The sequence below is a fragment of the Roseinatronobacter bogoriensis DSM 18756 genome, from assembly GCF_004366635.1.
Lineage (GTDB): Bacteria > Pseudomonadota > Alphaproteobacteria > Rhodobacterales > Rhodobacteraceae > Roseinatronobacter > Roseinatronobacter bogoriensis.
This window is the reverse complement of the sequence record NZ_SORN01000001.1, coordinates 905,956-927,013: the sequence shown is the minus strand read 5'-3', so window position 1 is coordinate 927,013 and position 21,058 is coordinate 905,956. Positions and strand designations below refer to the sequence as shown.

At 59.5% G+C, this 21,058-nt stretch carries 22 protein-coding genes; 7 read left to right on the top strand and 15 right to left on the bottom strand.

Annotation, left to right across the window (positions count from 1 at the left end):
• Positions 1–46: 46 nt before the first annotated feature.
• On the bottom strand, positions 47–808 hold the full coding sequence (locus EV660_RS04280; RefSeq protein ID WP_100319179.1) for an RNA methyltransferase: 762 nt from the start codon (positions 806–808) through the stop codon (positions 47–49).
• Positions 809–934: 126 nt separating this feature from the next.
• On the opposite strand from EV660_RS04280, the gene EV660_RS04275 reads away from it, so the two are divergent.
• Positions 935–1,552 carry a thiamine phosphate synthase gene (locus EV660_RS04275; RefSeq protein ID WP_071481262.1) on the top strand — a complete coding sequence of 206 codons (618 nt, stop codon included), beginning with the start codon at positions 935–937 and terminating at the stop codon, positions 1,550–1,552.
• A 311-nt stretch (positions 1,553–1,863) separates the two neighbouring features.
• Here the strand turns inward: EV660_RS04275 and olsA are convergent, their stop codons facing one another.
• The 3 genes from olsA to EV660_RS04260 form a co-directional block, all read right to left on the bottom strand.
• A complete protein-coding gene (gene olsA / locus EV660_RS04270) occupies positions 1,864–2,682 on the bottom strand; it encodes a lyso-ornithine lipid O-acyltransferase (protein WP_232727290.1) in 819 nt (272 codons plus the stop codon).
• Positions 2,679–3,482 (bottom strand): L-ornithine N(alpha)-acyltransferase, encoded by an 804-nt coding sequence (gene olsB / locus EV660_RS04265; RefSeq protein WP_100319180.1) that lies wholly within the window; start codon positions 3,480–3,482, stop codon positions 2,679–2,681. Before olsB ends, olsA begins: the two co-directional genes overlap by 4 nt.
• Before the next feature lie 118 nt (positions 3,483–3,600).
• On the bottom strand, positions 3,601–3,756 hold the full coding sequence (locus tag EV660_RS04260; RefSeq protein ID WP_342773508.1) for a DUF3553 domain-containing protein: 156 nt from the start codon (positions 3,754–3,756) through the stop codon (positions 3,601–3,603).
• A 93-nt stretch (positions 3,757–3,849) separates the two neighbouring features.
• On the opposite strand from EV660_RS04260, the gene EV660_RS04255 reads away from it, so the two are divergent.
• Positions 3,850–4,428, top strand: a complete 579-nt coding sequence (locus tag EV660_RS04255) for a histidine phosphotransferase family protein (RefSeq protein WP_168800666.1) — start codon at positions 3,850–3,852, stop codon at positions 4,426–4,428.
• 215 nt (positions 4,429–4,643) lie between these two features.
• Positions 4,644–4,916: a glycine zipper 2TM domain-containing protein gene (locus EV660_RS04250; protein WP_071481264.1), complete on the top strand. Its 273-nt coding sequence runs from the start codon at positions 4,644–4,646 to the stop codon at positions 4,914–4,916.
• Between the two features lie 67 nt (positions 4,917–4,983).
• Here the strand turns inward: EV660_RS04250 and EV660_RS04245 are convergent, their stop codons facing one another.
• The gene (locus EV660_RS04245) at positions 4,984–6,147 is read right to left on the bottom strand and encodes a M20 aminoacylase family protein (RefSeq protein WP_100319181.1); all 1,164 of its coding nucleotides are present in this window, start codon (positions 6,145–6,147) and stop codon (positions 4,984–4,986) included.
• 114 nt (positions 6,148–6,261) lie between these two features.
• Positions 6,262–7,137: a phosphoserine phosphatase SerB gene (gene serB, locus EV660_RS04240; protein ID WP_071481265.1), complete on the bottom strand. Its 876-nt coding sequence runs from the start codon at positions 7,135–7,137 to the stop codon at positions 6,262–6,264.
• Positions 7,138–7,303: 166 nt separating this feature from the next.
• Between serB and EV660_RS04235 the strand changes: the two genes are divergently transcribed.
• The 3 genes from EV660_RS04235 to EV660_RS04225 all read left to right on the top strand — a co-directional run bounded on the left by EV660_RS04235 (position 7,304) and on the right by EV660_RS04225 (position 10,933).
• Positions 7,304–8,461, top strand: coding sequence for a phosphoserine transaminase (locus EV660_RS04235; protein ID WP_071481266.1), 1,158 nt, complete (start codon positions 7,304–7,306; stop codon positions 8,459–8,461).
• 66 nt (positions 8,462–8,527) lie between these two features.
• Positions 8,528–10,123, top strand: coding sequence for a phosphoglycerate dehydrogenase (serA, locus tag EV660_RS04230; protein ID WP_071481267.1), 1,596 nt, complete (start codon positions 8,528–8,530; stop codon positions 10,121–10,123).
• Between the two features lie 72 nt (positions 10,124–10,195).
• On the top strand, positions 10,196–10,933 hold the full coding sequence (locus EV660_RS04225; protein ID WP_071482215.1) for a metallophosphoesterase: 738 nt from the start codon (positions 10,196–10,198) through the stop codon (positions 10,931–10,933).
• Here EV660_RS04225 and htpX read toward each other — a convergent pair.
• From htpX to EV660_RS04195, 6 genes are all read right to left on the bottom strand, one after another.
• The gene (gene htpX, locus EV660_RS04220) at positions 10,930–11,817 is read right to left on the bottom strand and encodes a zinc metalloprotease HtpX (RefSeq protein WP_071481268.1); all 888 of its coding nucleotides are present in this window, start codon (positions 11,815–11,817) and stop codon (positions 10,930–10,932) included. The two genes, EV660_RS04225 and htpX, sit on opposite strands and share 4 nt — an antisense overlap.
• A gap of 116 nt (positions 11,818–11,933) precedes the next feature.
• On the bottom strand, positions 11,934–12,491 hold the full coding sequence (locus tag EV660_RS04215) for a hypothetical protein (RefSeq protein WP_071481269.1): 558 nt from the start codon (positions 12,489–12,491) through the stop codon (positions 11,934–11,936).
• A 62-nt stretch (positions 12,492–12,553) separates the two neighbouring features.
• On the bottom strand, positions 12,554–13,549 hold the full coding sequence (locus EV660_RS04210) for an adenosine kinase (protein ID WP_071481270.1): 996 nt from the start codon (positions 13,547–13,549) through the stop codon (positions 12,554–12,556).
• Entirely contained in the window at positions 13,546–14,190 is a 645-nt protein-coding gene (gene nth / locus EV660_RS04205) for an endonuclease III (protein ID WP_071481271.1), read from the bottom strand. The genes EV660_RS04210 and nth overlap by 4 nt, the downstream gene beginning before the upstream one ends.
• Before the next feature lie 386 nt (positions 14,191–14,576).
• Positions 14,577–15,341 (bottom strand): tRNA1(Val) (adenine(37)-N6)-methyltransferase, encoded by a 765-nt coding sequence (locus tag EV660_RS04200; protein ID WP_071481272.1) that lies wholly within the window; start codon positions 15,339–15,341, stop codon positions 14,577–14,579.
• On the bottom strand, positions 15,334–15,549 hold the full coding sequence (locus EV660_RS04195; protein WP_071481273.1) for a putative signal transducing protein: 216 nt from the start codon (positions 15,547–15,549) through the stop codon (positions 15,334–15,336). Before EV660_RS04195 ends, EV660_RS04200 begins: the two co-directional genes overlap by 8 nt.
• Before the next feature lie 54 nt (positions 15,550–15,603).
• Between EV660_RS04195 and EV660_RS04190 the strand changes: the two genes are divergently transcribed.
• Positions 15,604–16,605, top strand: coding sequence for a polyprenyl synthetase family protein (locus EV660_RS04190; RefSeq protein WP_071481274.1), 1,002 nt, complete (start codon positions 15,604–15,606; stop codon positions 16,603–16,605).
• Here the strand turns inward: EV660_RS04190 and EV660_RS04185 are convergent.
• The 3 genes from EV660_RS04185 to EV660_RS04175 all read right to left on the bottom strand — a co-directional run bounded on the left by EV660_RS04185 (position 16,599) and on the right by EV660_RS04175 (position 20,919).
• Entirely contained in the window at positions 16,599–17,438 is an 840-nt protein-coding gene (locus tag EV660_RS04185) for a 4-(cytidine 5'-diphospho)-2-C-methyl-D-erythritol kinase (RefSeq protein ID WP_375781708.1), read from the bottom strand. The genes EV660_RS04190 and EV660_RS04185 overlap by 7 nt on opposite strands.
• Positions 17,438–19,150, bottom strand: coding sequence for a tetratricopeptide repeat protein (locus EV660_RS04180; RefSeq protein ID WP_134013844.1), 1,713 nt, complete (start codon positions 19,148–19,150; stop codon positions 17,438–17,440). The genes EV660_RS04185 and EV660_RS04180 overlap by 1 nt, the downstream gene beginning before the upstream one ends.
• A gap of 122 nt (positions 19,151–19,272) precedes the next feature.
• Positions 19,273–20,919 carry an electron transfer flavoprotein-ubiquinone oxidoreductase gene (locus EV660_RS04175; RefSeq protein ID WP_071481277.1) on the bottom strand — a complete coding sequence of 549 codons (1,647 nt, stop codon included), beginning with the start codon at positions 20,917–20,919 and terminating at the stop codon, positions 19,273–19,275.
• Between the last annotated feature and the right edge of the window lie 139 nt (positions 20,920–21,058).

Below are 21,058 nucleotides of genomic sequence, written 5' to 3'. Positions count from 1 at the left end.
CGCCTTGGGTTCAAGACAAGAACATCACCCTGCGACAGACAGCGCGTTAGCGCTGCCCCTGCCCGCCAACCAGTTTGCGCAGCATTCCATGCAGGCTTTGCACATCTGCGCGCGTCAGTGCCAGACGCGCCCACATGTTGCGCAGGTTCAGCTTCATGTTCTCGGCCTTTGCCGCCGGAAAGAAGAAACCTGCCTCCTCCAGCCGTTGTTCGAAATGGTCACCCAGCTTCTCGCGCTCAATGGCAGTTGCGAATTCCGTGCCTGCCATCGCCATCACCTCTGGCGGGGTTTCAGCGCCAAGGCGCGCATATTCATAAGCAACCAGCAGCACACATTGTGCAAGGTTCAGCGAATAGAAGGCAGGGTTCACAGGCACAGTGATGATGGCATTGGCGCGGGCAACGTCTTCGTTTTCCAGCCCCGCGCGTTCCGGGCCAAACAGCACCGCAACGCGTTTTCCCTGTGCCGCCATGGCACGGGCCTGAACCATTGCATGTTCTGGCGTCAGCACCGGCTTGGTCAGCCCGCGCCCCCGCGCAGTTGTGGCGAAGACATAGTCACAATCGCCAACGGCTGCGGGCAGATCATCGAACACGCCTGCCCGATCCAGCACCTTATACGCCCCCGACGCCATGGCCGAGGCTTTGGGATTGGGCCAGCCGTCCCGAGGGGCCACCAAACGCATACGCGCGCATCCGAAATTCAGCATCGCGCGCGCTGCCGCGCCAATATTCTCGCCCATCTGGGGGCGCACCAGCACCATATAGGGGGTGGGCGCATCGAATAGCTGATCATCAAGCGGGGTCATGGGGCCTCTGGCTGCTGGTTCAAGACCCTGCCCTTAGCGCCCCTGCGCCGCTGCTTCAAGCGGGCGCGCTTGTTTCCCCCCATTGCGCAGGCTAAGAGGGCGCAGGACTTGCAAAAGAGGCACGCCATGAGCCCTGATAAACCGCAACTGTATCTTATCACCCCGCCCACAATTGATCTGGAGGTTTTTCCAGAAACACTGGCGCGGGTGCTGGATGCGCATGAGGTGGCTTGCCTGCGGCTGGCGCTTGCCACGCGCGATGAAGATACGATCCTGCGCACTGGCGACGCCTTGCGCGATATCGCACATGCCCATGATGTGGCGATGGTGATTTCCGATCATGTGCTGATGGTCGAGCGGCTGGGACTGGATGGCGTGCATCTCAGCGAAACGAATGCCCGCATCCGCAAGCTGCGTGACGACATGGGCAGCGATGCGATTATTGGCGCGTTTTGCGGAACATCGCGCCATGACGGGATGAGTGCAGGCGAGGCAGGCGCAGATTATATCAGCTTTGGCCCGGTCGGTCAGACAGTGCTGGGCGATGGGCAACCTGTCGCGCGCGAGATATTCGAATGGTGGTCCGAAGTCATTGAACTGCCCATTGTCGCCGAGGGCGCACTTAACCTTGACCTTGTCGAATCCTTCGCCCCTGTCACCGACTTTTTCGCCTTTGGCGAGGAAATCTGGTCAGAAGCCGACCCAGTCGCCGCCCTGTCCAGATTGACAGCCCCGCTGCGCTAGTGTTCGCCACCTGACGCAAGATTCCCGCGCCCGATCCGATGCTTTTACGAGAGAAGGCTATGCGGATATAGAGCTGCGCGGAATCAAGGCCGAAGGCCGCCGCGCATCGCCGGGCCGCCCCCACGGCACGGCGATTGGGCTGCCACCTGCGCAACGATCTGATCTTGCGAGGATTTGGCCAGCATAAAGTGCTACAGATTCAACAGTGGATCGCCGCACCGCGGCCCGACGCTGCGCGGCTTTTCGAAACCATCCACCGTCCGCAACGCCCTCCAAGCGGTCATCGGGTCTCTTGTGTCAGGTGGCAAACACTAGGCAGGTGCCGAAAATCCTGCGCGCACGGCGGCTTCGGTCGCCAGCGCGATTTCCTTTCGGTCGGCCATGCCTGCCACTTCGATGGGTTTGTGAAACACCAGTTCAACACGCCCTTGCCTGTGCTGGGCAAGAACGGCCAGCAAATGCCCTGCAAAATCCATATCGCCCCACCACCCATAGAAACGCGGGTCGGCCCCTTGCGGGGCATGGTAGGTCACACTGACCGGCTGAATATGCAGAATATCGCGCAATTCCGGCACAAAGAACGCAGCGAAAAGCGTTGATTTGAAAGGTAGAACCCGCTGCGCATCCGAACTCGTGCCCTCAGGAAAAAACAGCAGCCTGTGGCCCGCGCGCAAACGGGCCTCGAACAGCAGTTTTTGTTGGCTGGCTTCGCGGCGGTCGCGGCGAATGAAAACCGTGCCGGCCGCGCGGGCCAACCACCCGATCCCCGGCCAATCCGCCACTTCCGCTTTCGAGACGAAAAATACCCTGTCGGCAGCATTCAGCACGAAAATATCCAGCCATGACGCATGGTTTGCCACGATCGCCCCGCGCTGGCGCATGGGGTGCCCCTGTATATGCAAAGGCAACCGCATAATCACCAGCGCCAAACGGCAGACGGCCTGCGTGATCCAGGGCGTGATCGGGCGGCGCAAGCCGAACAGGGGCCGCTCGACAGCGCGGAGCACCAGTTTCAGCGCCAATCCCATAAGGATTAGGATGAACAGCGCCCCCCCGCGCCATATGACGCGCGGCCATGCACGCAGACGGATGGCGCTGCGCGGTGGGGGAATGTCCGATGTCCAGGTCACAGCAGGCTGCCCCCATCCCCCGAACGTGCCGCGAATTCCCGTGCTTGGGCCGACATGCGGGCAGTATCGAGAATGATACAGACATCAGTTGTGCGAAACTCCGGGTCCAGATACACCCCCTCACCTATCCCCCCGCCAAGACGCAGATACGCCCGAATGAGCGAGGGCATCTGCATCAAGGCAGTCCTTCGGTCCAGCAGGTCAGCGGCCATGGGTGAAAACCCGTTTTCTTGACGCGCACGCACACGAATTTCGGCCGGGGCAAGATGGTGGTGGTGAAGCCAGCCAAGCGATTGCGCCCAACGCTGCGGATCATCGCCGTGAAAACTGGCCGCGCCGAACAGAATCTCGATGTCATGCCGGATGACATATTGCGCCAGCCCCTGCCAGAGTTGCAGCATCCCGGTTCCCCCCCGGTAAAGCGGGTCAATGCAGGACCGGCCAAGTTCCAGCAAGCGGCGACCAGAGGCACGCAAGCGGCTCAGGTCGAATTCATCGTCGCAATAGAACCTGTCCGTATGCGTCAATCTGGTATCGGGCAACAGACGATACGCCCCGACCACATGATCGAATTGCGCGGCATCGCGCCCCTCGTCTATCAGCAACAGATGGTCAAAGATCGTGTCGAACCTGTCACGTTCCAGCCTGGCGTCATGATCGACAAGCGTGCCGCTGCCACCCATTTCCTCTATGAACACCCGGTAGCGCAGCCTTTGCGCGGCCAGAAGATCTACTTCGGTCTGCGCAAGGCGCACAGCCAACCGACAGGATTGCCCGGCACCCGGTCCCACCAAGCTCATCTAAATCATGTCTCCTGTATCTTTCGCGTATCAATTTCACCCAGAAGCGCCAAAGCTGAACATTTTTGCCTCAGATTCTCTCTTTAGTGAACTTGCTTGCACGTAAAAGTTGTGAAATCTACGCCTCGTCGTTATGAACAATAACAAGTGAGATTTTCGACCCGTTAATTACCTGTTTACCCATTTCGACAAAACTGACCGTAACCATTTCGCCAATACATGATTGAACCTGCCCAATCCCCCATTCTGGATACTGGGGATGGCGCACAAGCATTCCGGGAATTAGTAGATGATGGCTCATAGTGCCACTTTTAACGCCGCGCGCTTCACAGAGCAAACTGGAAACACAATTCCTAACTTGGCTGCGATGGTCGCATCCCGGATTTGCCATGATCTGGTCAGCCCGCTTGGTGCAATTGGCAACGGCCTCGAGTTGATGCAACTCTCGCCACAAGGACAAGGGGCAGAGCTGTCACTGGTCGCGGAAAGCACAGAGAATGCGAATGCCCGGTTGCGATATTACCGCATCGCCTTTGGCACCGTATCTTCCGGACAGTCGATATCGCGCGCCGAGGTTGTATCCATTCTGGATGCCTTGCAAGCGCATCAGAAACACAAAGTCATATGGGCCTGTGACTCCGAACTGTCGCGGAAACAGGTCAAACTGGTTTTCCTGTTGCTGATGTGTCTGGAATCAACAATTCCCTGGGGCGGCGAGATAGAGATAAGCACAACCCCAACCGGCGTGCAGCTTGTTGCCCACTCGCAACGTATGCGGATAGAAGACACTCTCTGGGAAGCGCTGGGAAATGGTGGCGCGATTGGCGAGATGACGTCAGCCAAAGTCCATTTTGCCGTGACAGGCGCAGAGATTGCCGCGCAAGGGTGCTATGTGTCGCTTAGCGAACGCAGCACATCCTTTCATATAGACGTAGCGCTTCAGTAAATCGCTTATCACATCGCCATCCACCCGTCTGCGCTGCTGGATATATGATGCCCAAACCCCGACCCGAGGGCGCTGTGATTGCAGCAATCTTTCGCCAAATCATCAGCTTGGCATAGGAGAGAATTCGCCCATGATCCGAACAAGATGTGACAGACGGCAAGAATCTGTTAATGTGGGGCCATAGAGGAGATGGGCCTAGCCCGAAAGGAGTGAACATGAGAAAGCTTTTCCCCATTACCGTACTTGCCGCGGCGCTGACCCTAGCAGGGTGTCAGATGACCCAGACAGAACGCAGCGTGGTTGGCGGCGTTGCGGGCGCAGCAGGTGGTCTGGCTGTAGGTAACCTGCTTGGTGCCAACACGAACTGGACCATTCTGACAACGGTTGCTGGCGCTGCAGCAGGGACATTGCTGGCGCAGAACACCCGCACTGGCCGCTGTGCCTATGCGCGCGGTGACGGCACCTATTACGAGGCAGCATGCCCCTGATCGACGCGAAATAGCATAGAAAAAGCCCCGGAAAATCCGGGGCTTTTTTTTATTGTTGGATCGATTATCAGGCGGCGGGCATGCGCTGCTCTGCCAATTCCACCCAGAAGCTGCATCCGGCGGGAATGACCGAGTCATTGAAGTCATAGGCCGGGTTGTGCACATCGGCGGTGTCACCATTCCCGACAAGAATATAAGCACCTGGACGTTCCTGTAGCATATAGGCAAAATCCTCGCCGCCCATGACCAGCGGCGCGCTGGCACATTGGCCTGATACTGCACGCGCGGCCGCTGCGGCGTGTTCCGTTTCTGTTTCGGAATTGACCATGACCGGATAACCGCGCCGGTAATCCACATGCGCCTTGGCCCCGAATGCAGCCGCGGTATGTTCGGCCAGCGCCTTGATCCGCACCTCTGCCAGATCGCGCATTTCCTGGCTGAGCGTGCGCACAGTGCCGCGCAGCGTCACATGCTGGGGAATGACATTGAAAGCCTGCGACTCGGTCACGAAAGAGGTGACTGATACCACTATTTCCATCGTCGGGTCGGCATTGCGGCTGACGATGCTTTGCATCGCGACGACCAGATGTGCAGCAGCAACGGTTGTATCAACGCATTGATGCGGCTTCGCAGCATGGCCCCCGCGCCCCTCGACTGCAATTTCGAACTGGTCGGTCGCTGCGAAAAACGCGCCCGGACGGATCGCGAATTCACCGGCTGGCGTGCCTGGCCAATTGTGCATTCCATAGACTTCCTGAATGCCGAACTGCTCCATCATTCCATCCCGGCACATCTCGTCGCCGCCGCCGCCGCCCTCTTCGGCGGGCTGGAAGATGACGACAACCGTGCCATCGAAATTGCGTGTCTCTGCCAGATATTTCGCTGCGCCCAACAGCATGGCCGTGTGCCCGTCATGGCCGCAAGCATGCATCTTGCCCGCCTCTTTCGAGGCATGCGCGACCCCGGTCGCCTCATGGATTGGCAGCGCATCCATATCTGCGCGCAAACCAACCACGCGGCCTGATGCGGTTTTCTTGCCGTGGATTACACCCACGACGCCCGTGCGCCCGATACCCTCGACCACGTCATCACAGCCGAATTCACGCAGCTTTTCAGCAACGATTCCCGCAGTGCGATGACAGTCAAACAACAATTCGGGGTGGGCATGAAAATCCTGCCGCCAGGCGGTGATTTCAGGCAGCATTTCAGAAAATCGGTTCTTTATTGGCATGTTTCTTCCCCTGTCGCGCCAGATTTGGCCGCTTGTGCCAGACACTGGGCGAAGAATGCCACAGTCAAAGGCGCACTGCCAGAAGGCAGAGCAAAAAACTTCACATGTTCACGCTTATGCGCAGAATTCATTCACCCCATAGCCTTGCAGATACAACAGCGCACTGAGATCACCATGATTGATCCGCAAGTCACACTGCGCCGCGACACTGGGTTTGGCGTGCAGGGCAACACCGGCGCCTGCGCGCGACAGCATGCCCAGATCATTCGCCCCATCGCCTACCGCCATCACATTGGCCGGGCCAAGCCCAAGCTCTGCACTGATCGTGTTCAGCGCATCTACCTTGGCCTCGCGCCCCAGAATCGGCTCTGCCACGGTGCCGGTCAATTTGCCTGCCTCAATATGCAGCGTGTTGGCGCGGTGCAGGTCGAACCCCAGCGCCTGCGCGACATGTGTGGTAAAGGCCGTAAATCCGCCCGAAACCAGCGCGGCATATCCGCCATTGGCTTTCATGGTGGCAATCAATTCGCGCCCGCCGGGGGTGAAGGTGATTCGCGTTTCCAGAACCTTGGCAATCACGCTGGCATCCAGCCCTTTCAGCAGCGCCACGCGTTCGCGCAAAGCATCTTCAAAATCCAACTCGCCATTCATCGCGCGCGCGGTGATCCCTGCGACATAGGCCCCGACACCCGCCTCATCGGCCAGTTCATCAATACATTCCTGCCCGATCATGGTGCTGTCCATATCCGCCAGCAACATTTGCTTGCGCCGCCCATCTGCCGCCTGAACCGCCAGATCAATGCCCAGCGGCTGCAAGTCCTGCCAGACCGCCCACAGGTTGCCCGGCATGGCCGCCAGGGAGAATTCGGCCGCGACACCGGGGTTCAGCCAAATGGCCTCCCCTCCGCCCCAGGCATTGCGCAGCGCCTCGACAGTGGTGGCGTCCAGCTTCGGTGTGGCGGGGTTGGTCAGCAGGGTGGCGACATACATGGGCACGGGTCCGGGCAAGTTTCCTATGGTGAACAGGCTGCGTCGTTTTTGCACGCTCAAGCGGCGCTCTAGTGCAATTTTCCATCTTGTGCCAGTCCGGATTGCGCCGTAGACGCGGTGTTGGGACACCCTTCCCCAACGAAGGGCATTTATCTGGAAGGATACCATGTCTATACCTGCTCAACCGGCAAAGCGCCCGGCCAATCCGCGCTTTTCTTCTGGCCCTTGCGCCAAAATCCCCACATTTGAATTGGCAAAGCTTGCTGATGCGCCCCTTGGCCGCTCGCACCGTGCCGCTGTGGGCAAAGCGAAACTGAAAGCCGCAATAGACGGAACACGCGAAATTCTGGGCGTGCCCGCAGACTATCGCATCGGCATTGTGCCGGCATCCGACACGGGTGCCGTGGAAATGGCGATGTGGTCGCTCTTGGGTGCGCGCAAGACCACAATGGTTGCATGGGAGAGCTTTGGCGCAGGCTGGGTCACGGATGCGGTGAAACAACTGAGACTTGATGCCGAGGTAAAGACCGCCGATTATGGCCAGATCGTCGATATGGCCAGCATCGACTATGACACGGATGTTGTCTTCACATGGAATGGCACCACATCGGGCGTGCGTATGCCCAATGGCGACATGATCCCGGATGACCGCGCGGGCCTGACCATCTGCGACGCCACATCGGCGGCCTTCGCGATGGACCTGCCCTGGGACAAACTGGATGTGGTGACCTTTTCCTGGCAAAAGGTGATGGGCGGCGAAGCGGCGCATGGCATGCTGATCCTGTCACCGCGCGCAGTGGAACGGCTGGAAAACTACACCCCGCCCTGGCCCCTGCCCAAGATTTTCCGCATGACCAAAGGCGGCAAGCTGATCGAGGGAATTTTCAAGGGTGAGACGATCAACACCCCGTCCATGCTGGCGGTGGAAGATTACCTTGTCGCGCTGGATTGGGCGCGCGAGATTGGCGGACTGCCAGCGCTTATCGCGCGGTGCGATGCCAATGCCGATGTGATCGCGCAGTTCTGCGCGACACATGACTGGATCGCCAATCTGGCCGAAGACCCGGCCACAGCCTCCACCACCAGCGTTTGCCTGAAATTCACAGACCCCGGCATTGCCGATGGCGCAGCGTTTGCCAAGGCCGTTGCAAAACGGCTTGAGGCGGAAGGTGTCGCATTGGACATTGGCGCATATCGCGATGCGCCCGCGGGCCTGCGCATCTGGTGCGGGGCCACGGTCGAGACTGCGGATATCGCAGCGCTGATGCCCTGGCTGGACTGGGGCTATCATGCCGAGCGCGCGGCACTCGCTGACGCAGCCTGAACACCCTTCAGTGGCGGGCCACCCCCGCCCCTTTTCCCCAAGTCTTTCATTCAAGGAGCCACATCAATGGCACCCAAAGTTCTCGTATCCGACAAACTCTCTGAAACCGCCGTTCAAATTTTCCGCGATCGCGGAATTGATGTCACCTTTGACCCGTCCATTGGCAAGGACAAAGACAAGCTGCGCGAAGTGATCGGGCAATATGACGGGCTTGCCATCCGGTCGGCCACCAAGGTGACCGAAAAGATCCTCGAAGCCGCCACCAACCTGAAAGTCGTGGGCCGCGCGGGCATTGGCGTGGACAATGTCGATATTCCCGCCGCGTCGAAAAAAGGGGTGATCGTGATGAACACGCCTTTCGGCAATTCGGTAACGACCGCAGAACATGCCATCTCGCTGATGATGGCCGTGGCGCGCCAGATCCCCGAAGCCAATGCCTCGACCCATGCAGGTAAATGGGAAAAGTCGCGCTTCATGGGGGTTGAGTTGACGGCCAAGACGCTGGGTGTGATCGGGGCTGGCAATATCGGCGGTATTGTCTGCGACCGTGCGCTGGGGCTGAAGATGAAGGTCGTGGCCTATGACCCGTTCCTGAGCGAAGAGCGCGCGACCAAACTGGGCGTCACCAAGGTCGATCTGGACACACTTCTGGCGCGGGCCGATTTCATCACCCTGCATGTGCCGCTGACCGACAAAACGCGCAACATCCTCTCGGCGGAAAATCTGGCCAAGACGAAAAAAGGCGTACGGATCGTCAATTGTGCACGCGGTGGTCTGATCGACGAAGATGCGCTGGCCGAAGCGCTGAAATCCGGCCATGTCGCAGGCGCCGCCTTGGATGTGTTCGCCGTTGAACCCGCCACTGAAAGCCCGCTTTTCGGCCTGCCAAATGTGGTCGTCACCCCGCATCTGGGCGCATCCACCACCGAGGCGCAGGAAAATGTTGCCTTGCAGGTTGCCGAGCAAATGTCGGATTACCTGCTGTCGGGCGCCGTGCAAAACGCGCTCAACATGCCATCAGTCACTGCCGAGGAAGCGCGGATCATGGGGCCGTGGCTGAAACTGGCCGCACATCTGGGCGCATTTGCAGGCCAGATGACGGATGAACCGATCAAGGCCATCAATATCCTCTATGATGGCAAGGTCGCGGAAATGAACCTTGACGCGCTGGGCTGCGGCGTGATCGCAGGCATCATGAAGGCCACCAACCCCGATGTGAACATGGTGTCTGCCCCCGTGGTCGCAAAAGAACGCGGCGTCCAGATTTCGACAACGACACAAGCGAAATCGGGGGTGTTTGACGCCTATATCAAACTGACCGTGGTCACCGACACGCGCGAGCGGTCGATTGCAGGCACTGTCTTCTCGGATGGCAAGCCGCGCTTCATCCAGATCAAGGGCATCACCATCGACGCCGAGGTGGGCCAACACATGCTGTACACCACGAATGAAGACACGCCCGGCATCATCGGCACGCTGGGTCAGACGATGGGCGAAAACAGCGTCAACATCGCCAACTTCACCTTGGGCCGGTCCGAGGCGGGCAAGGATGCAATCGCGCTTCTGTATCTGGACGCGCCGGCCCCCGAAGCGGTGCTGGAAAAGCTGCGCGCAACCGGCTTGTTCCAGCAAGTGCGCCCGCTTGTGTTTGATGTAGCCTAAAACAGACGCGCCCCGGTCTTGACCCGGGGCGCGCTGCCTGATTGTGTTCGCGCAAACAGAACAGAGGGTTTCATGCGCAGTTATGCAATTGGCGACATTCACGGGCAGCTTGCCTTGTTGCAGCAGGCCCATCGCTGGATCGAGGCCGACCAGAAGCGCTGCGGTGACCCGGATGCGCCCATCATTCATCTGGGCGATCTGGTGGACAGGGGGCCGGACAGTGCGGGTGTCGTCACATATCTGCGCAAAGGTCAGCAAGGCGGTGCGCCTTGGGTCGTGCTGAAGGGCAATCATGACCGGTTGTTCGAAAAATTCCTGACCGACCCCGGCTGGCACGATCCACATATGCGCGCAGGTGTCACCTATCTGCACCCTGCGATTGGCGGTGCCGAAACACTGATGTCCTACGGGCTGTTTCGCCCCACCGCGTTTCATATCAAACGCGCGCGGGAACAGGTGCTGGACGTCATCGCGCCAGAAGATATTGCATTCCTGCAAAACCTGCCGCTCTACCATAGTCACGCGGACGTGCTGCATGTCCATGCCGGAATCCGGCCCGGCGTGCCCTTGGCACAGCAAGACGAGCAGGATCTGGTCTGGATCCGTGACCCGTTCCTGATGGACACGCGCGATCACGGGCAGCTTGTTGTGCACGGTCACACAGCCATCCATGCGCCAACCCATTACCGCAACCGCGTGAACATCGACAGCCGCGCCGGGTATGGCGGCCCGCTGACGGCCATTGTTATCGAACACAGGCAGGTCTGGGTTCTGACTGACTCAGGCCGCGTGCCGCTTGCCCCGCGTTAACCCCACGGGTTCTGGTTGCGTGCGGGCATAGACGAGCGAATGCCACTGTCCTGCGCCAACCGCATCAAGGCTGCAATCCGGTTTTCAGTATTCGGATGCGTTGAAAACAGCTTGTCCCGCTTGTGCACATGCAAAGGGTTGATGATGAACATATGCGCGGTCTGCGGGTTTTCTTCGGCCTTGTCGTAATCGATGCGCGAGGCAAAGCCCTGTATCTTTTCCAGCGCAGCGGCCAGCCAGAGCGGGTTGCCACAAATCTCGGCCCCCACCCGGTCCGCCTCATACTCGCGCGAGCGTGAAATCGCCATTTGCACCACAGCGGCAGCAAGTGGCGCAAGGATCATGACGGCAATAGCAGCAATCGCCCCGCCTGCGCCCTGATTGCGGCCCCCGCGAAAGAACAGCGCGAAATTTGCCAGCATCGAAATTGCACCGGCGAAAGTTGCCGTGACTGTCATGATCAGCGTGTCGTAATTGCGGATATGCGCCAGTTCATGCGCCATCACAGCCGCCACTTCTTCGCGCGACATACGCCGCAACAAGCCGGTCGTTGCGGCCACAGCGGCGTTTTCGGGGTTGCGGCCCGTGGCAAAGGCGTTGGGCTGGTCCTGATCTATCACATAAACGCGCGGATGCGGCATACCCGCATCATCGGCGAGTTGGTGCACCATGCGCTGCAAATCCGGGTGGACCTGACTGTTGCATTCCTGCGCATTATGCATGCGCAACACCGCCTTGTCAGAATTCCAGTACGCATAGGCATTCATGCCCGCCGCGACGGCAAAGGCGATCAGCAGGCCCGCGCCGCCCCCCAACAGATAGCCAACCCCCATGAACAAGGCGGTCATTGCGGCCATCAGCATGGCTGTCTTCATATACCCCATAAACGCTCTCCATCCAGATTCCGCGCTGTCGCGACCATCATATGGGCGGCATCATCCGGCATTGCAAGCGCCGCCAGTGCGGGCATACCGTCGCGGGCGCGGGCTTTAGGAGTGGCCTAGAAATTTTCCATTGCGCGAAAATCAATCTGTTCCAGCAGCGGGATCATAAGTTCTGCATCCACGCCTTCGGCTTGAACCAGAATCCGGTTGGCGACGATGGCTTTCAGGCTTTGATCCTCGCGCAGGAACCGCACGCGGTTGATGCGTTCGACCTGCCCGCCCATCTGCGCGATCATGGTCGAACTGCCCAGCATCATGCCAAGCTGTGCGACCATCGGGTTATCGGCCATCAGGCTGAGTTCAAACCGGCCAGCATCGCCGGAATAGACGGCCTTGGCCATTGTGCCACCGCCCATGAACCCCAGCATCTGCCCGCCTTCGGTGTCGATTTCGCGCGTCCAGCCCTCGGGGGCGGGCGGCAGGAAATTCGCAAGCCCCTGCGCCTTCATTTCGCCCAGCAGGCGCTGCGCCTGCGCCAGTTCATCCTCGGCAAACTGAAAATCACCGTCCTGATAGGCCTCGATCGCTGTTTCCAACGCCTCGATGAACGGGTCGGCATGGGCAGGCAATCCCGCAAGGCAGGCGATGGCGGCAGCAGAAAGCAGGTTTTTCATGGTTTCTCCTCTGGCAAAGCTGCCCTCAGCCTGCCGCAGAGATGCCCGTCATACAAGAAAATTCAGGCCGCAATCAGCCCCGCCCGTTGAAAGGCCCCGCGCAGGTTGGTCTTGGGCCGCGCGCCAAGATGGCTGATCACCTCTGACGCGGCAATGACCCCCATACGCCCCGCCGTTTCCAGATCGCGCCCTGTGGCAAGGCCAAACAGGAACCCGGCGGCAAACTGGTCACCGGCCCCGGTTGCATCCACCGGCACTGTGCGCGTGACCGGAATTTCCAGCTTCCGCCCTTGCGCCAGTATCCAGACCGGGTCACCCGAGCGGGTGCAGACGACCAGCCCGCAATCCTGCACCGCCTGCGCCAGTGCATCATCAAGATCATTTGCCTGATAAAGCGACATCCATTCCTGTTCATTTCCGATCACGTAATCCATGTGATGGGCGACCAGATCGCGGAAATCTGTGCGGTGACGGTCCACGCAGAACGGATCAGACAGCGCGATTCCGGCCTTGCCCCCTGCCCCGCGACACGCCCGCGCCGCTTTCAGAAACGCGTCCTTGCCCTTGTCCTTGTCGAACAGATAGCCTTCCAGAAAGACAATTTCGCTATCTGCCATCACCGCCTCGTCCACATCATCCGGGCCAAGTTCGGCAGAGATGCCCAGATAGGTGTTCATCGACCGCTCACCATCCGGCGAGACAAAGATCATGCTGCGCGAGGTTGGCAATTCCCCACCCGCAACTGGCGGATTGACGAAGCGCGCGCCTGACGCGCCCGTATCAGCCGCATAAAAGCGGCCAAGATCATCATCATTCACCCGCCCGACAAAGGCCGCCTTCAAGCCCAGCTTACCAGCGCCCGCCAAGGTATTGGCGACAGACCCGCCAGATGCCTGTGCACGGTCCTGCATCGCGTCATACAATGTTTCTGCGCGCGTGCGTTCGATCAGCTGCATGATCCCCTTGTGAATATCCATCCGGTCCAGAAACCGGTCATCCACTGTTGTGATAACGTCCACAATCGCATTGCCAATACCGGCAATATCATAGGTCTTCATAGGGTTTTGTCCTCGTATTGGCATAAATCGCGGATCAGGCAGGCCGCACAGGCAGGCTTGCGCGCCTTGCAGGTGTAGCGGCCATGCAGGATCAGCCAGTGATGGGCGTGAAGCTGGTATTCGGCGGGAATGTGGTCTTCAATCGCGCGCTCGACTGCATCGACATCGCGGCCCGGACAAATGCCGGTACGGTTGCCCACGCGAAAAATATGCGTATCGACAGCCTGCGCGGGCATCCGCCACCACATGTTCAGAACAACATTGGCCGTCTTGCGCCCGACCCCCGGCAAAGATTGCAGCGCGGCCCGGCTTGACGGCACCTCGCCGCCATATTGTTCCACCAGAATACGGCTAAGCTTGATGACATTCTTGGCCTTGTTGCGAAACAGGCCAATCGTCTTAATATGCGCGATCAGGCCATCCTCGCCAAGTGCCAGCATCTTTTCCGGGGTGTCTGCAATCTGGAACAGCGCGCGTGTGGCCTTGTTCACACCCGCATCTGTCGCCTGCGCTGACAGCGCCACTGCGACGACCAATGTATAAACATTGACATGTTCCAGCTCGCCCTTCGGCTCTGGGTCCGCTGCGTGAAAGCGACGAAATATCTCGCGGATCGTGGAATAATCGAGTTGTCTGGCCATCGGCTTTCTATGCAATGGTCAGGCGGCAAGGGCAAGGGGCCGCACCATCTGAACCAAGATGCGCGATGATCACTTGGAGGATGTTCTGGATGGTAGGGCTGGGTGCCAAGCCACGCAGCGTCGGGCCGTGGTGCGGCGATCCACGGTATACTCTGTAGCGCTTTATGCTGGCCAAATCCGCGAAAGATCAAATCTATGCGCTGGTAGCAGCCCAATCGCCGTGCCGTGGGGGCGGCCCGGCGATGCGCGGCGGCGCTTTGCGCCTTGATTCCGCGCTGCTGAGAGCACCTGAACGGCGGATGTGTCGCATACTGCAGCCCTTCAAAGCGTCGACGAGCCGCCGCAAGCTGTCGCAGAAACAAAAAGCAATTTGCCGAATAACGAAATCAGCCCAGCGCCATGTCGCGCAGGTCCATTGCCGCGCAATCGCGCAAAACAGCGCGCGCGCTATCGGTGAAAAAATCTCCGTCCCCCAGATGCACGTCGCCCTGATGAATCACCAATGGCGCCAACAGCACGAAGGGCGCGCGCGCCCCCTTGCGGGCCTGCACAATAATGCGCCGCGCAGGGCGCTGCGCGCGCGCCGCCAAGGGCAGCACAATACAAGACGCCCGGCCCGCAAACCCGGCCAGCAACTCGGGCAACCGTTCGGTCAGATGGATCATGGTAATATGGCCGCCATCACGCGTGCGCCGCAGCGCCGTGTCGATCCAGCGCGCAAGCGGGGTGTCCTCGCGCAACGCCTTGTCACGGCCCGCATCCCGCGCCGAAGGGCCTTGGGCGGCGTAATAGGGCGGGTTGGCGATAACATGGTCAAACCGGCGCGCGCGCAAGTCAGTCGGCAACGCTTCCAGATCGGCTTCGACCACCGTCAACGCCGCGCCATTCTCGGCGGCATTGTTCCGTGCGAGGGCTGCATATTCGGCCTGCACCTCCAGCCCTGTGCAATCCAGCCCCGGCACGCGCGCAGCCAGACACAAAGACGCCACGCCCACACCACAGCCCAGTTCCAGAACGCTCTGACCGGCCCTCGCGGGCACACTGGCCGCCAGAAACACCGGATCAGTCGCCGCGCGGTAGCCTTCGCGCGGCTGCCATGCGATCACCTTGCCATCAAGGAAAGCATCCCGCGTCAGGCCCGGTTCAGTCATGCAAGGGGATGCCATTGTCGCGCAGGATGGATACAGCCATGAAATGATCTTCACGCCGGACCAATAGTCGGCGCGGCATCATGCCCAAGGTTGATTCCAGCGTGTGCATATGGACGTCGATATCAAACACCTCTATACCCTCGCCCTGAAGTATGGCCGTGGCGAAGGGAATGATCGTCGGGTCGGTGGTTCGGAGTAACTCTTTCATGCCGTCACCCTATGTCTTCCCACAACGGTTTGTCGAGACAGGACGCAATGCAACATGGACACGCAGCTTTTGACCCAAGCACCACATGAACGCCTGGCTGCGTATCTGGGTAATGATCTGGAACAGGTCAATGCCCTGATCCGTGCGCGCATGGCCTCGGAACATGCACCGCGAATCCCCGAAGTCACCGCACATCTGATAGAGGCAGGTGGCAAGCGAATCCGGCCCATGCTGGTTCTGGCTGCAACGCATCTGTGCAACTATCAGGGTGCGCGCCATCACCATCTGGCCGCCACTGTCGAATTTATTCATACCGCAACCCTGTTGCACGATGATGTGGTCGATGAAAGCCAGCAGCGGCGCGGGCGCGCGACCGCCAATCTACTGTGGGACAACAAATCCTCGGTTCTGGTCGGCGATTATCTGTTCGCGCGAGCGTTTCAGCTGATGGTGGAATGCGGGTCGCTACGGGTTCTGGACATTTTGTCCAACGCTTCGGCCACGATTGCCGAAGGGGAAGTGCTGCAACTCAGCACTGCACAGAATATTGCGACAACCGAAGACCAGTATCTGCGCGTGATCCGGGGCAAGACCGCCGCATTGTTTTCCGCCGCAACCGAAGCTGGCGCAGTCTTGGCAGGGGCACCCGAAGACCATGTTCAGGCCCTGTTTCAATACGGCGATGCGCTGGGAATCAGTTTCCAGATTGTGGACGATTACCTTGACTATGGCGGCGCGGGCGACGGAATTGGCAAGAATATCGGGGATGATTTCCGCGAGCGGAAGGTCACATTGCCCGTCATCCGCGCCATCTCGCAGGCCACGGGCGAAGAGCGTGAATTCTGGGCGCGGGTCATTGGGAAAGGCGTGCAGAATGATGGCGATTTCGAACATGCCTGCGCGCTGATGGCCAAGCATGGCACGTTGGAAAGCACGCGGCTTGAAGCGCTGGCATGGGCCGACCGTGCGAAAGACGCGATTGCGCTGATGCCGGAACATGACCTGCGCGACATGCTGTCAGATCTGGCCGATTACGTGGTTGCGCGGCTTTATTGAGCCGCTGCCAACCCGGTCGCAACAACCCACCAGCCGGGCGCTGCGGCTTTCAGTGATGCTGCGGCACGCTCTGCCTCAAGCTGTGAAGCGTACAGCCCGAAACAGGTTGCACCAGACCCGGACATGCGCGACAGGGCGCAGCCTTTGGTCTGGGCAAGCGCTTGCAAAACCTGCGTGATCTGCGGTGCAATCTGACATGCCGGTTCTTGCAGATCATTGCGCTGCGCGGCCAGAAATTCGAACAGATCGCCAGCTTCTCGCCATTTTGGCAAGACCGCTGGCATCGGTGCATTTTCGCGCTGCGCGAGCGCGCGAAATACCTGTGGGGTTGGCACTTCGACGCGTGGATTGACCAGAACCAACCACACAGGCGGCAGTTCTGGCACAGGGGTCACGGCCTCTCCGATCCCTTGCATCCGGCATGTTTGCGGTGTCAGGCAGACCGGCACATCCGCCCCCAGCCCCAGCACAGCGCGCGGCGCGGGCAGTGCCAACCCGCTAAGGCGCGCAACAAGGCGCAAGCAGGCAGCCGCATCAGACGACCCGCCGCCAATCCCGGAGGCCAGAGGCAAGCATTTCTCCAGTGTCAGCGCCAGATCACTGGCACCGATCAGCCGGGCGGCGCGCAGCACCAGATTATCCGCCCCTGCGCCCAGCCCCGCGCTTTCCGGCCCGGTGATGGACAAGGACAACCCCTGCAATTTGCGCGCCGTCAGCCTGTCGCCTATCGTGGTAAAGACAACCAGTGAATCCAGCAGGTGATAGCCGTCACTACGTCGTCCCGTGACATGCAAGGTCAGATTGATCTTGGCCGGGGCAAGTTCCGACGCGATCATTGCGAAATGTCAAACTCTTCTAGCGCAGGCTCTTTGCCCACTTCGAGCTTGCGACGCACCAGATCGACGTCAAGATCAGGATGGGGCGCAAAAGACAGGGCGCGGCGCCACTGAAAGCGCGCTTCGCGCTTGCGCCCGACAGCCCAATACACATCCCCCAGATGGTCATTCAGGATCGGATCACGTGGCAGCAACTCGACCGCGCGTTCCATCACTGGCACCGCCTCTTCATAGCGGCCCAACCTGTAATAGGCCCAGCCAAGCGAGTCGGTGATATAGCCGCTATCCGGCTCTCCCTCGACGGCGCGTTCGATCATGTCGAGGGCCTCATCCAGATTGCGACGCTGCTCAATCAGCGAATACCCCAGATAATTCAGCACCTGCGGCTCATCCGGGACAAATTCCAGCACACGGCGGAATTCCGGCTCTGCCAGATCCCATTCCCCCATGCGTTCGTATGCGATGGCCCGGGTGTATAACAAAACCCAGTGCCGGGCCTCGACTTCGTCAATCAGATCAATGGCGCGCGTATAGGCGGCTGCGGCCTCGTCATAACGCTCTTCACGGCGCAGCATGTCGCCCAGTGAACTGTGAACAAGAACAGAATCAGGGCGGATCTCGCTGAGTGCAACCAGACTTTCGACCGCTTCATCAACTTGCCCTGACTGATACAGCGCATTGGCGCGACCCAGTTCTGCGCCCAGATATTGCGGATTGTCTTCGGGCATCAGCTGGTAGGTCTGGTCAGCCAGTTCATATTGGCCGGACCGCTCCAGCAATTGCCCAGTCAACAGAATTGCATCGCCATGATCGGGCCGCAGCGCAAGCGCCAGTTGCCCGTATATGATCGGCAGCCAATCGCCCCGCTCTCCGACAAGGGCACTGGCCAAGGTGAAATAGACCTCGGCCATACCATCACGCGCAGACGTAACCGTGGTGAAGGGAATCGGCGCCTCTTCTTCAAGCGCGCGGATCAACAGGGCAACATCGTCGTCGGGCGTGCCGCCGAAGACATTTTCAGCAAGCTCAAGTGCCTGTTCGAACTGACCCAGTTGCGACATGATTGCCAGTTGCGCCAGAACCCCGCGCCGCGACAAGCTGACCTCGGGTCCAGCTTCGCCAGACAAAATCTCTGCCGCGCGTTCCATATCGCCGACAAAAGCATGTGCCAAAGCCTTCTGATACAATGCAAAGGGGGCCAGTTCCGCCCGCTCCGTGATCGCTGCTTCAAATGCTTCAATCGCGTCGGACATACTGCCTTTGCCCAATTCAGCCCAGGCAACCCCCATCGCATCCGTCAAGGGGCCGGAACGCCGCCCCTCGCGCAATTGTTCGACCACAGCGGAATAATCCGAACGCTTGAACTCATCGGCCTGCAAAATGACCGCCGCGACCTGAGACAAGGCGCCAGTGGCAGCGGCCTGCGCTGCCAATTCCGCCGCACGATCAAAATCGCCACTCAGCAACCGGCCCTGTAGCGCCAACTCGCGAAATGTCTCATTCTCCGGGTCGGCGTCCAGTGCCAGATCATAACTATGCGCTATGCGCGCAAAATCATCAGAAGCGACCGCAATGCGCCCGGTCAGAAACGCCGATGCAAGCCCCGGCTGAAGGCTAGCCCCGTCTTCTGCCGCAGCCGGATGAAATGCGACAGGCAGGCAGATCCCCGCAATAGCGACAATTTGCACGAATGGGCTACACAGTTTCACGAGGCATCCGCTCCGTCAGTTTGGGTTTCCCCCTAACACTAGGCCGCACACACCCCGGTGGCAATCGCATTGGCACCGAAACACAACCACAATGGCGCAATCTCACCCAATCGTCACGCGTTTTACATGTTCGGGTAGTTTGGCCCATCCCCACCCTGCGGCGTGACCCAGTGGATATTCTGGCTTGGGTCCTTGATGTCGCAAGTCTTGCAATGCACGCAATTCTGAAAGTTGATGACAAAGCGCGGGTCTTTCCCCTCTTCAGACACCACTTCATAAACGCCGGCAGGACAGTAGCGCTGCGCGGGTTCAGCATATTTTGGCAGGTTGACCGCGATCGGGATAGACGCATCCTTCAATGTCAGATGCGCAGGCTGGTTCTCTTCGTGGTTGGTAAAGGAATAGGCCACATTCGTCAGCCGGTCAAAGGACAGCACGCCATCGGGTTTGGGGTAGTCGATGGGGGCATGTTTCTTCGCTTCGCCCGTTGCGGCCGCATCGCCCTTGTTATGGCCAAGTGTGCCGAACAGTGAAAAGCCCAGCGTATTTGTCCACATGTCCAGACCACCCAGCCCCAGCGAAGAGGCCAAGCCCCATTTCGACCAGATCGGCTTGACATTGCGCACCTTTTTCAGGTCGCGCCCAATGGGGCCCGTGCGTAAAACCGTTTCATAATCGCCCAACTCATCGCCCGCGCGCCCGTCCTTGATTGCCTTATACGCGGCTTCGGCAGCGGCCTTGCCCGACAACATGGCGTTGTGGTTGCCCTTGATGCGCGGAACATTCACCAGCCCGGCCGAACAGCCCAGCAAAACGCCCCCCGGAAAGGTCACTTTCGGGATGGACTGATAGCCGCCCTCGCTGATCGCGCGCGCGCCATAAGCCACGCGCTTGCCCCCTTTCAGCAGTTCAGCAATCATGGGGTGGTGCTTGAAGCGCTGAAATTCCTGATAGGGCGACAGATAGGGATTTTCATAGTTCAGGTGGACCACAACACCCAGATAGACCTGATTGTTTTCCGCATGATAGATAAAGCTGCCGCCACCTGCATTTGAACCAAGTGGCCAGCCCATTGTATGCGTTACGGTTCCTTCGGCGTGTTTCTCTGGATCAATCTCCCAGATCTCTTTCATGCCAAGGCCGAATTTCTGCGGCTCCTTGCCCTTGGACAGATCGTATTTCGCCATCACTTCCTTGGAGAGCGACCCGCGCACCCCTTCGGACAAGAACACATATTTGCCATGCAGTTCCATGCCGGGTTCATACGCTTCGCCGGGGGTACCATCGGGGTTCTTGCCGAATTCCCCCGCGACCACGCCCTTCACCCGCTCGCCCTCATAAACCAGTTCCGAACAGGCCATGCCCGGAAAAATCTCGACACCCAGCGCTTCGGCCTGTTCCGCCATCCAGCGGCAGACATTGGCCATCGAGACGATGTAGTTGCCGTGATTGTTCATCAGCGGCGGCATTGGCCAGTTGGGAATGCGCAACTGCCCGGCCTGCCCCAGCATGTAGAAATTGTCTTTCCTGACCGGCACCTTGATCGGCGCGCCACGCTCTTTCCAATCAGGCATCAGCGCGTCCAGCCCGCAAGGGTCCAGAACCGCGCCCGACAGGATATGCGCGCCAACTTCGGACCCTTTCTCCAGCACCACGACACTCATATCAGCATCTAGCTGTTTCAGCCGGATGGCGGCCGACAGGCCCGCAGGCCCTGCACCGACGATGACAACATCATATTCCATGGCTTCGCGTTCAATGCCGGACATGGGGACTCCTGTTCTTGCGCGTGGCGGGTCATACTGGACACATTCTTTCGCGTAACCCCTAGCGCACCGGCGCAACCCTGGTCAATGCAAACGCGGCGTCGCAGCATTCGCACGCGACATAGGGCCGCAATCCTGACCC

Bases quoted from the DNA above. Each gene is read 5' to 3' on its own strand.
- EV660_RS04175 (WP_071481277.1), bottom strand. From the start codon at position 20,919: ATGTCCGGCATTGAACGCGAAGCCATGGAATATGATGTTGTCATCGTC.
- EV660_RS04255 (WP_168800666.1), top strand. From the start codon at position 3,850: ATGGTCGCATCCCGGATTTGCCATGATCTGGTCAGCCCGCTTGGTGCA.
- EV660_RS04190 (WP_071481274.1), top strand. From the start codon at position 15,604: ATGGACACGCAGCTTTTGACCCAAGCACCACATGAACGCCTGGCTGCG.
- EV660_RS04280 (WP_100319179.1), bottom strand. From the start codon at position 808: ATGACCCCGCTTGATGATCAGCTATTCGATGCGCCCACCCCCTATATG.
- olsB (WP_100319180.1), bottom strand. From the start codon at position 3,482: ATGAGCTTGGTGGGACCGGGTGCCGGGCAATCCTGTCGGTTGGCTGTG.
- EV660_RS04215 (WP_071481269.1), bottom strand. From the start codon at position 12,491: ATGAAAAACCTGCTTTCTGCTGCCGCCATCGCCTGCCTTGCGGGATTG.
- EV660_RS04275 (WP_071481262.1), top strand. From the start codon at position 935: ATGAGCCCTGATAAACCGCAACTGTATCTTATCACCCCGCCCACAATT.
- serB (WP_071481265.1), bottom strand. From the start codon at position 7,137: ATGTATGTCGCCACCCTGCTGACCAACCCCGCCACACCGAAGCTGGAC.
- EV660_RS04245 (WP_100319181.1), bottom strand. From the start codon at position 6,147: ATGCCAATAAAGAACCGATTTTCTGAAATGCTGCCTGAAATCACCGCC.
- serA (WP_071481267.1), top strand. From the start codon at position 8,528: ATGGCACCCAAAGTTCTCGTATCCGACAAACTCTCTGAAACCGCCGTT.
- EV660_RS04235 (WP_071481266.1), top strand. From the start codon at position 7,304: ATGTCTATACCTGCTCAACCGGCAAAGCGCCCGGCCAATCCGCGCTTT.
- htpX (WP_071481268.1), bottom strand. From the start codon at position 11,817: ATGGGGTATATGAAGACAGCCATGCTGATGGCCGCAATGACCGCCTTG.
- EV660_RS04195 (WP_071481273.1), bottom strand. From the start codon at position 15,549: ATGAAAGAGTTACTCCGAACCACCGACCCGACGATCATTCCCTTCGCC.
- EV660_RS04225 (WP_071482215.1), top strand. From the start codon at position 10,196: ATGCGCAGTTATGCAATTGGCGACATTCACGGGCAGCTTGCCTTGTTG.
- EV660_RS04210 (WP_071481270.1), bottom strand. From the start codon at position 13,549: ATGAAGACCTATGATATTGCCGGTATTGGCAATGCGATTGTGGACGTT.
- EV660_RS04250 (WP_071481264.1), top strand. From the start codon at position 4,644: ATGAGAAAGCTTTTCCCCATTACCGTACTTGCCGCGGCGCTGACCCTA.
- nth (WP_071481271.1), bottom strand. From the start codon at position 14,190: ATGGCCAGACAACTCGATTATTCCACGATCCGCGAGATATTTCGTCGC.
- EV660_RS04260 (WP_342773508.1), bottom strand. From the start codon at position 3,756: ATGCTTGTGCGCCATCCCCAGTATCCAGAATGGGGGATTGGGCAGGTT.
- EV660_RS04200 (WP_071481272.1), bottom strand. From the start codon at position 15,341: ATGACTGAACCGGGCCTGACGCGGGATGCTTTCCTTGATGGCAAGGTG.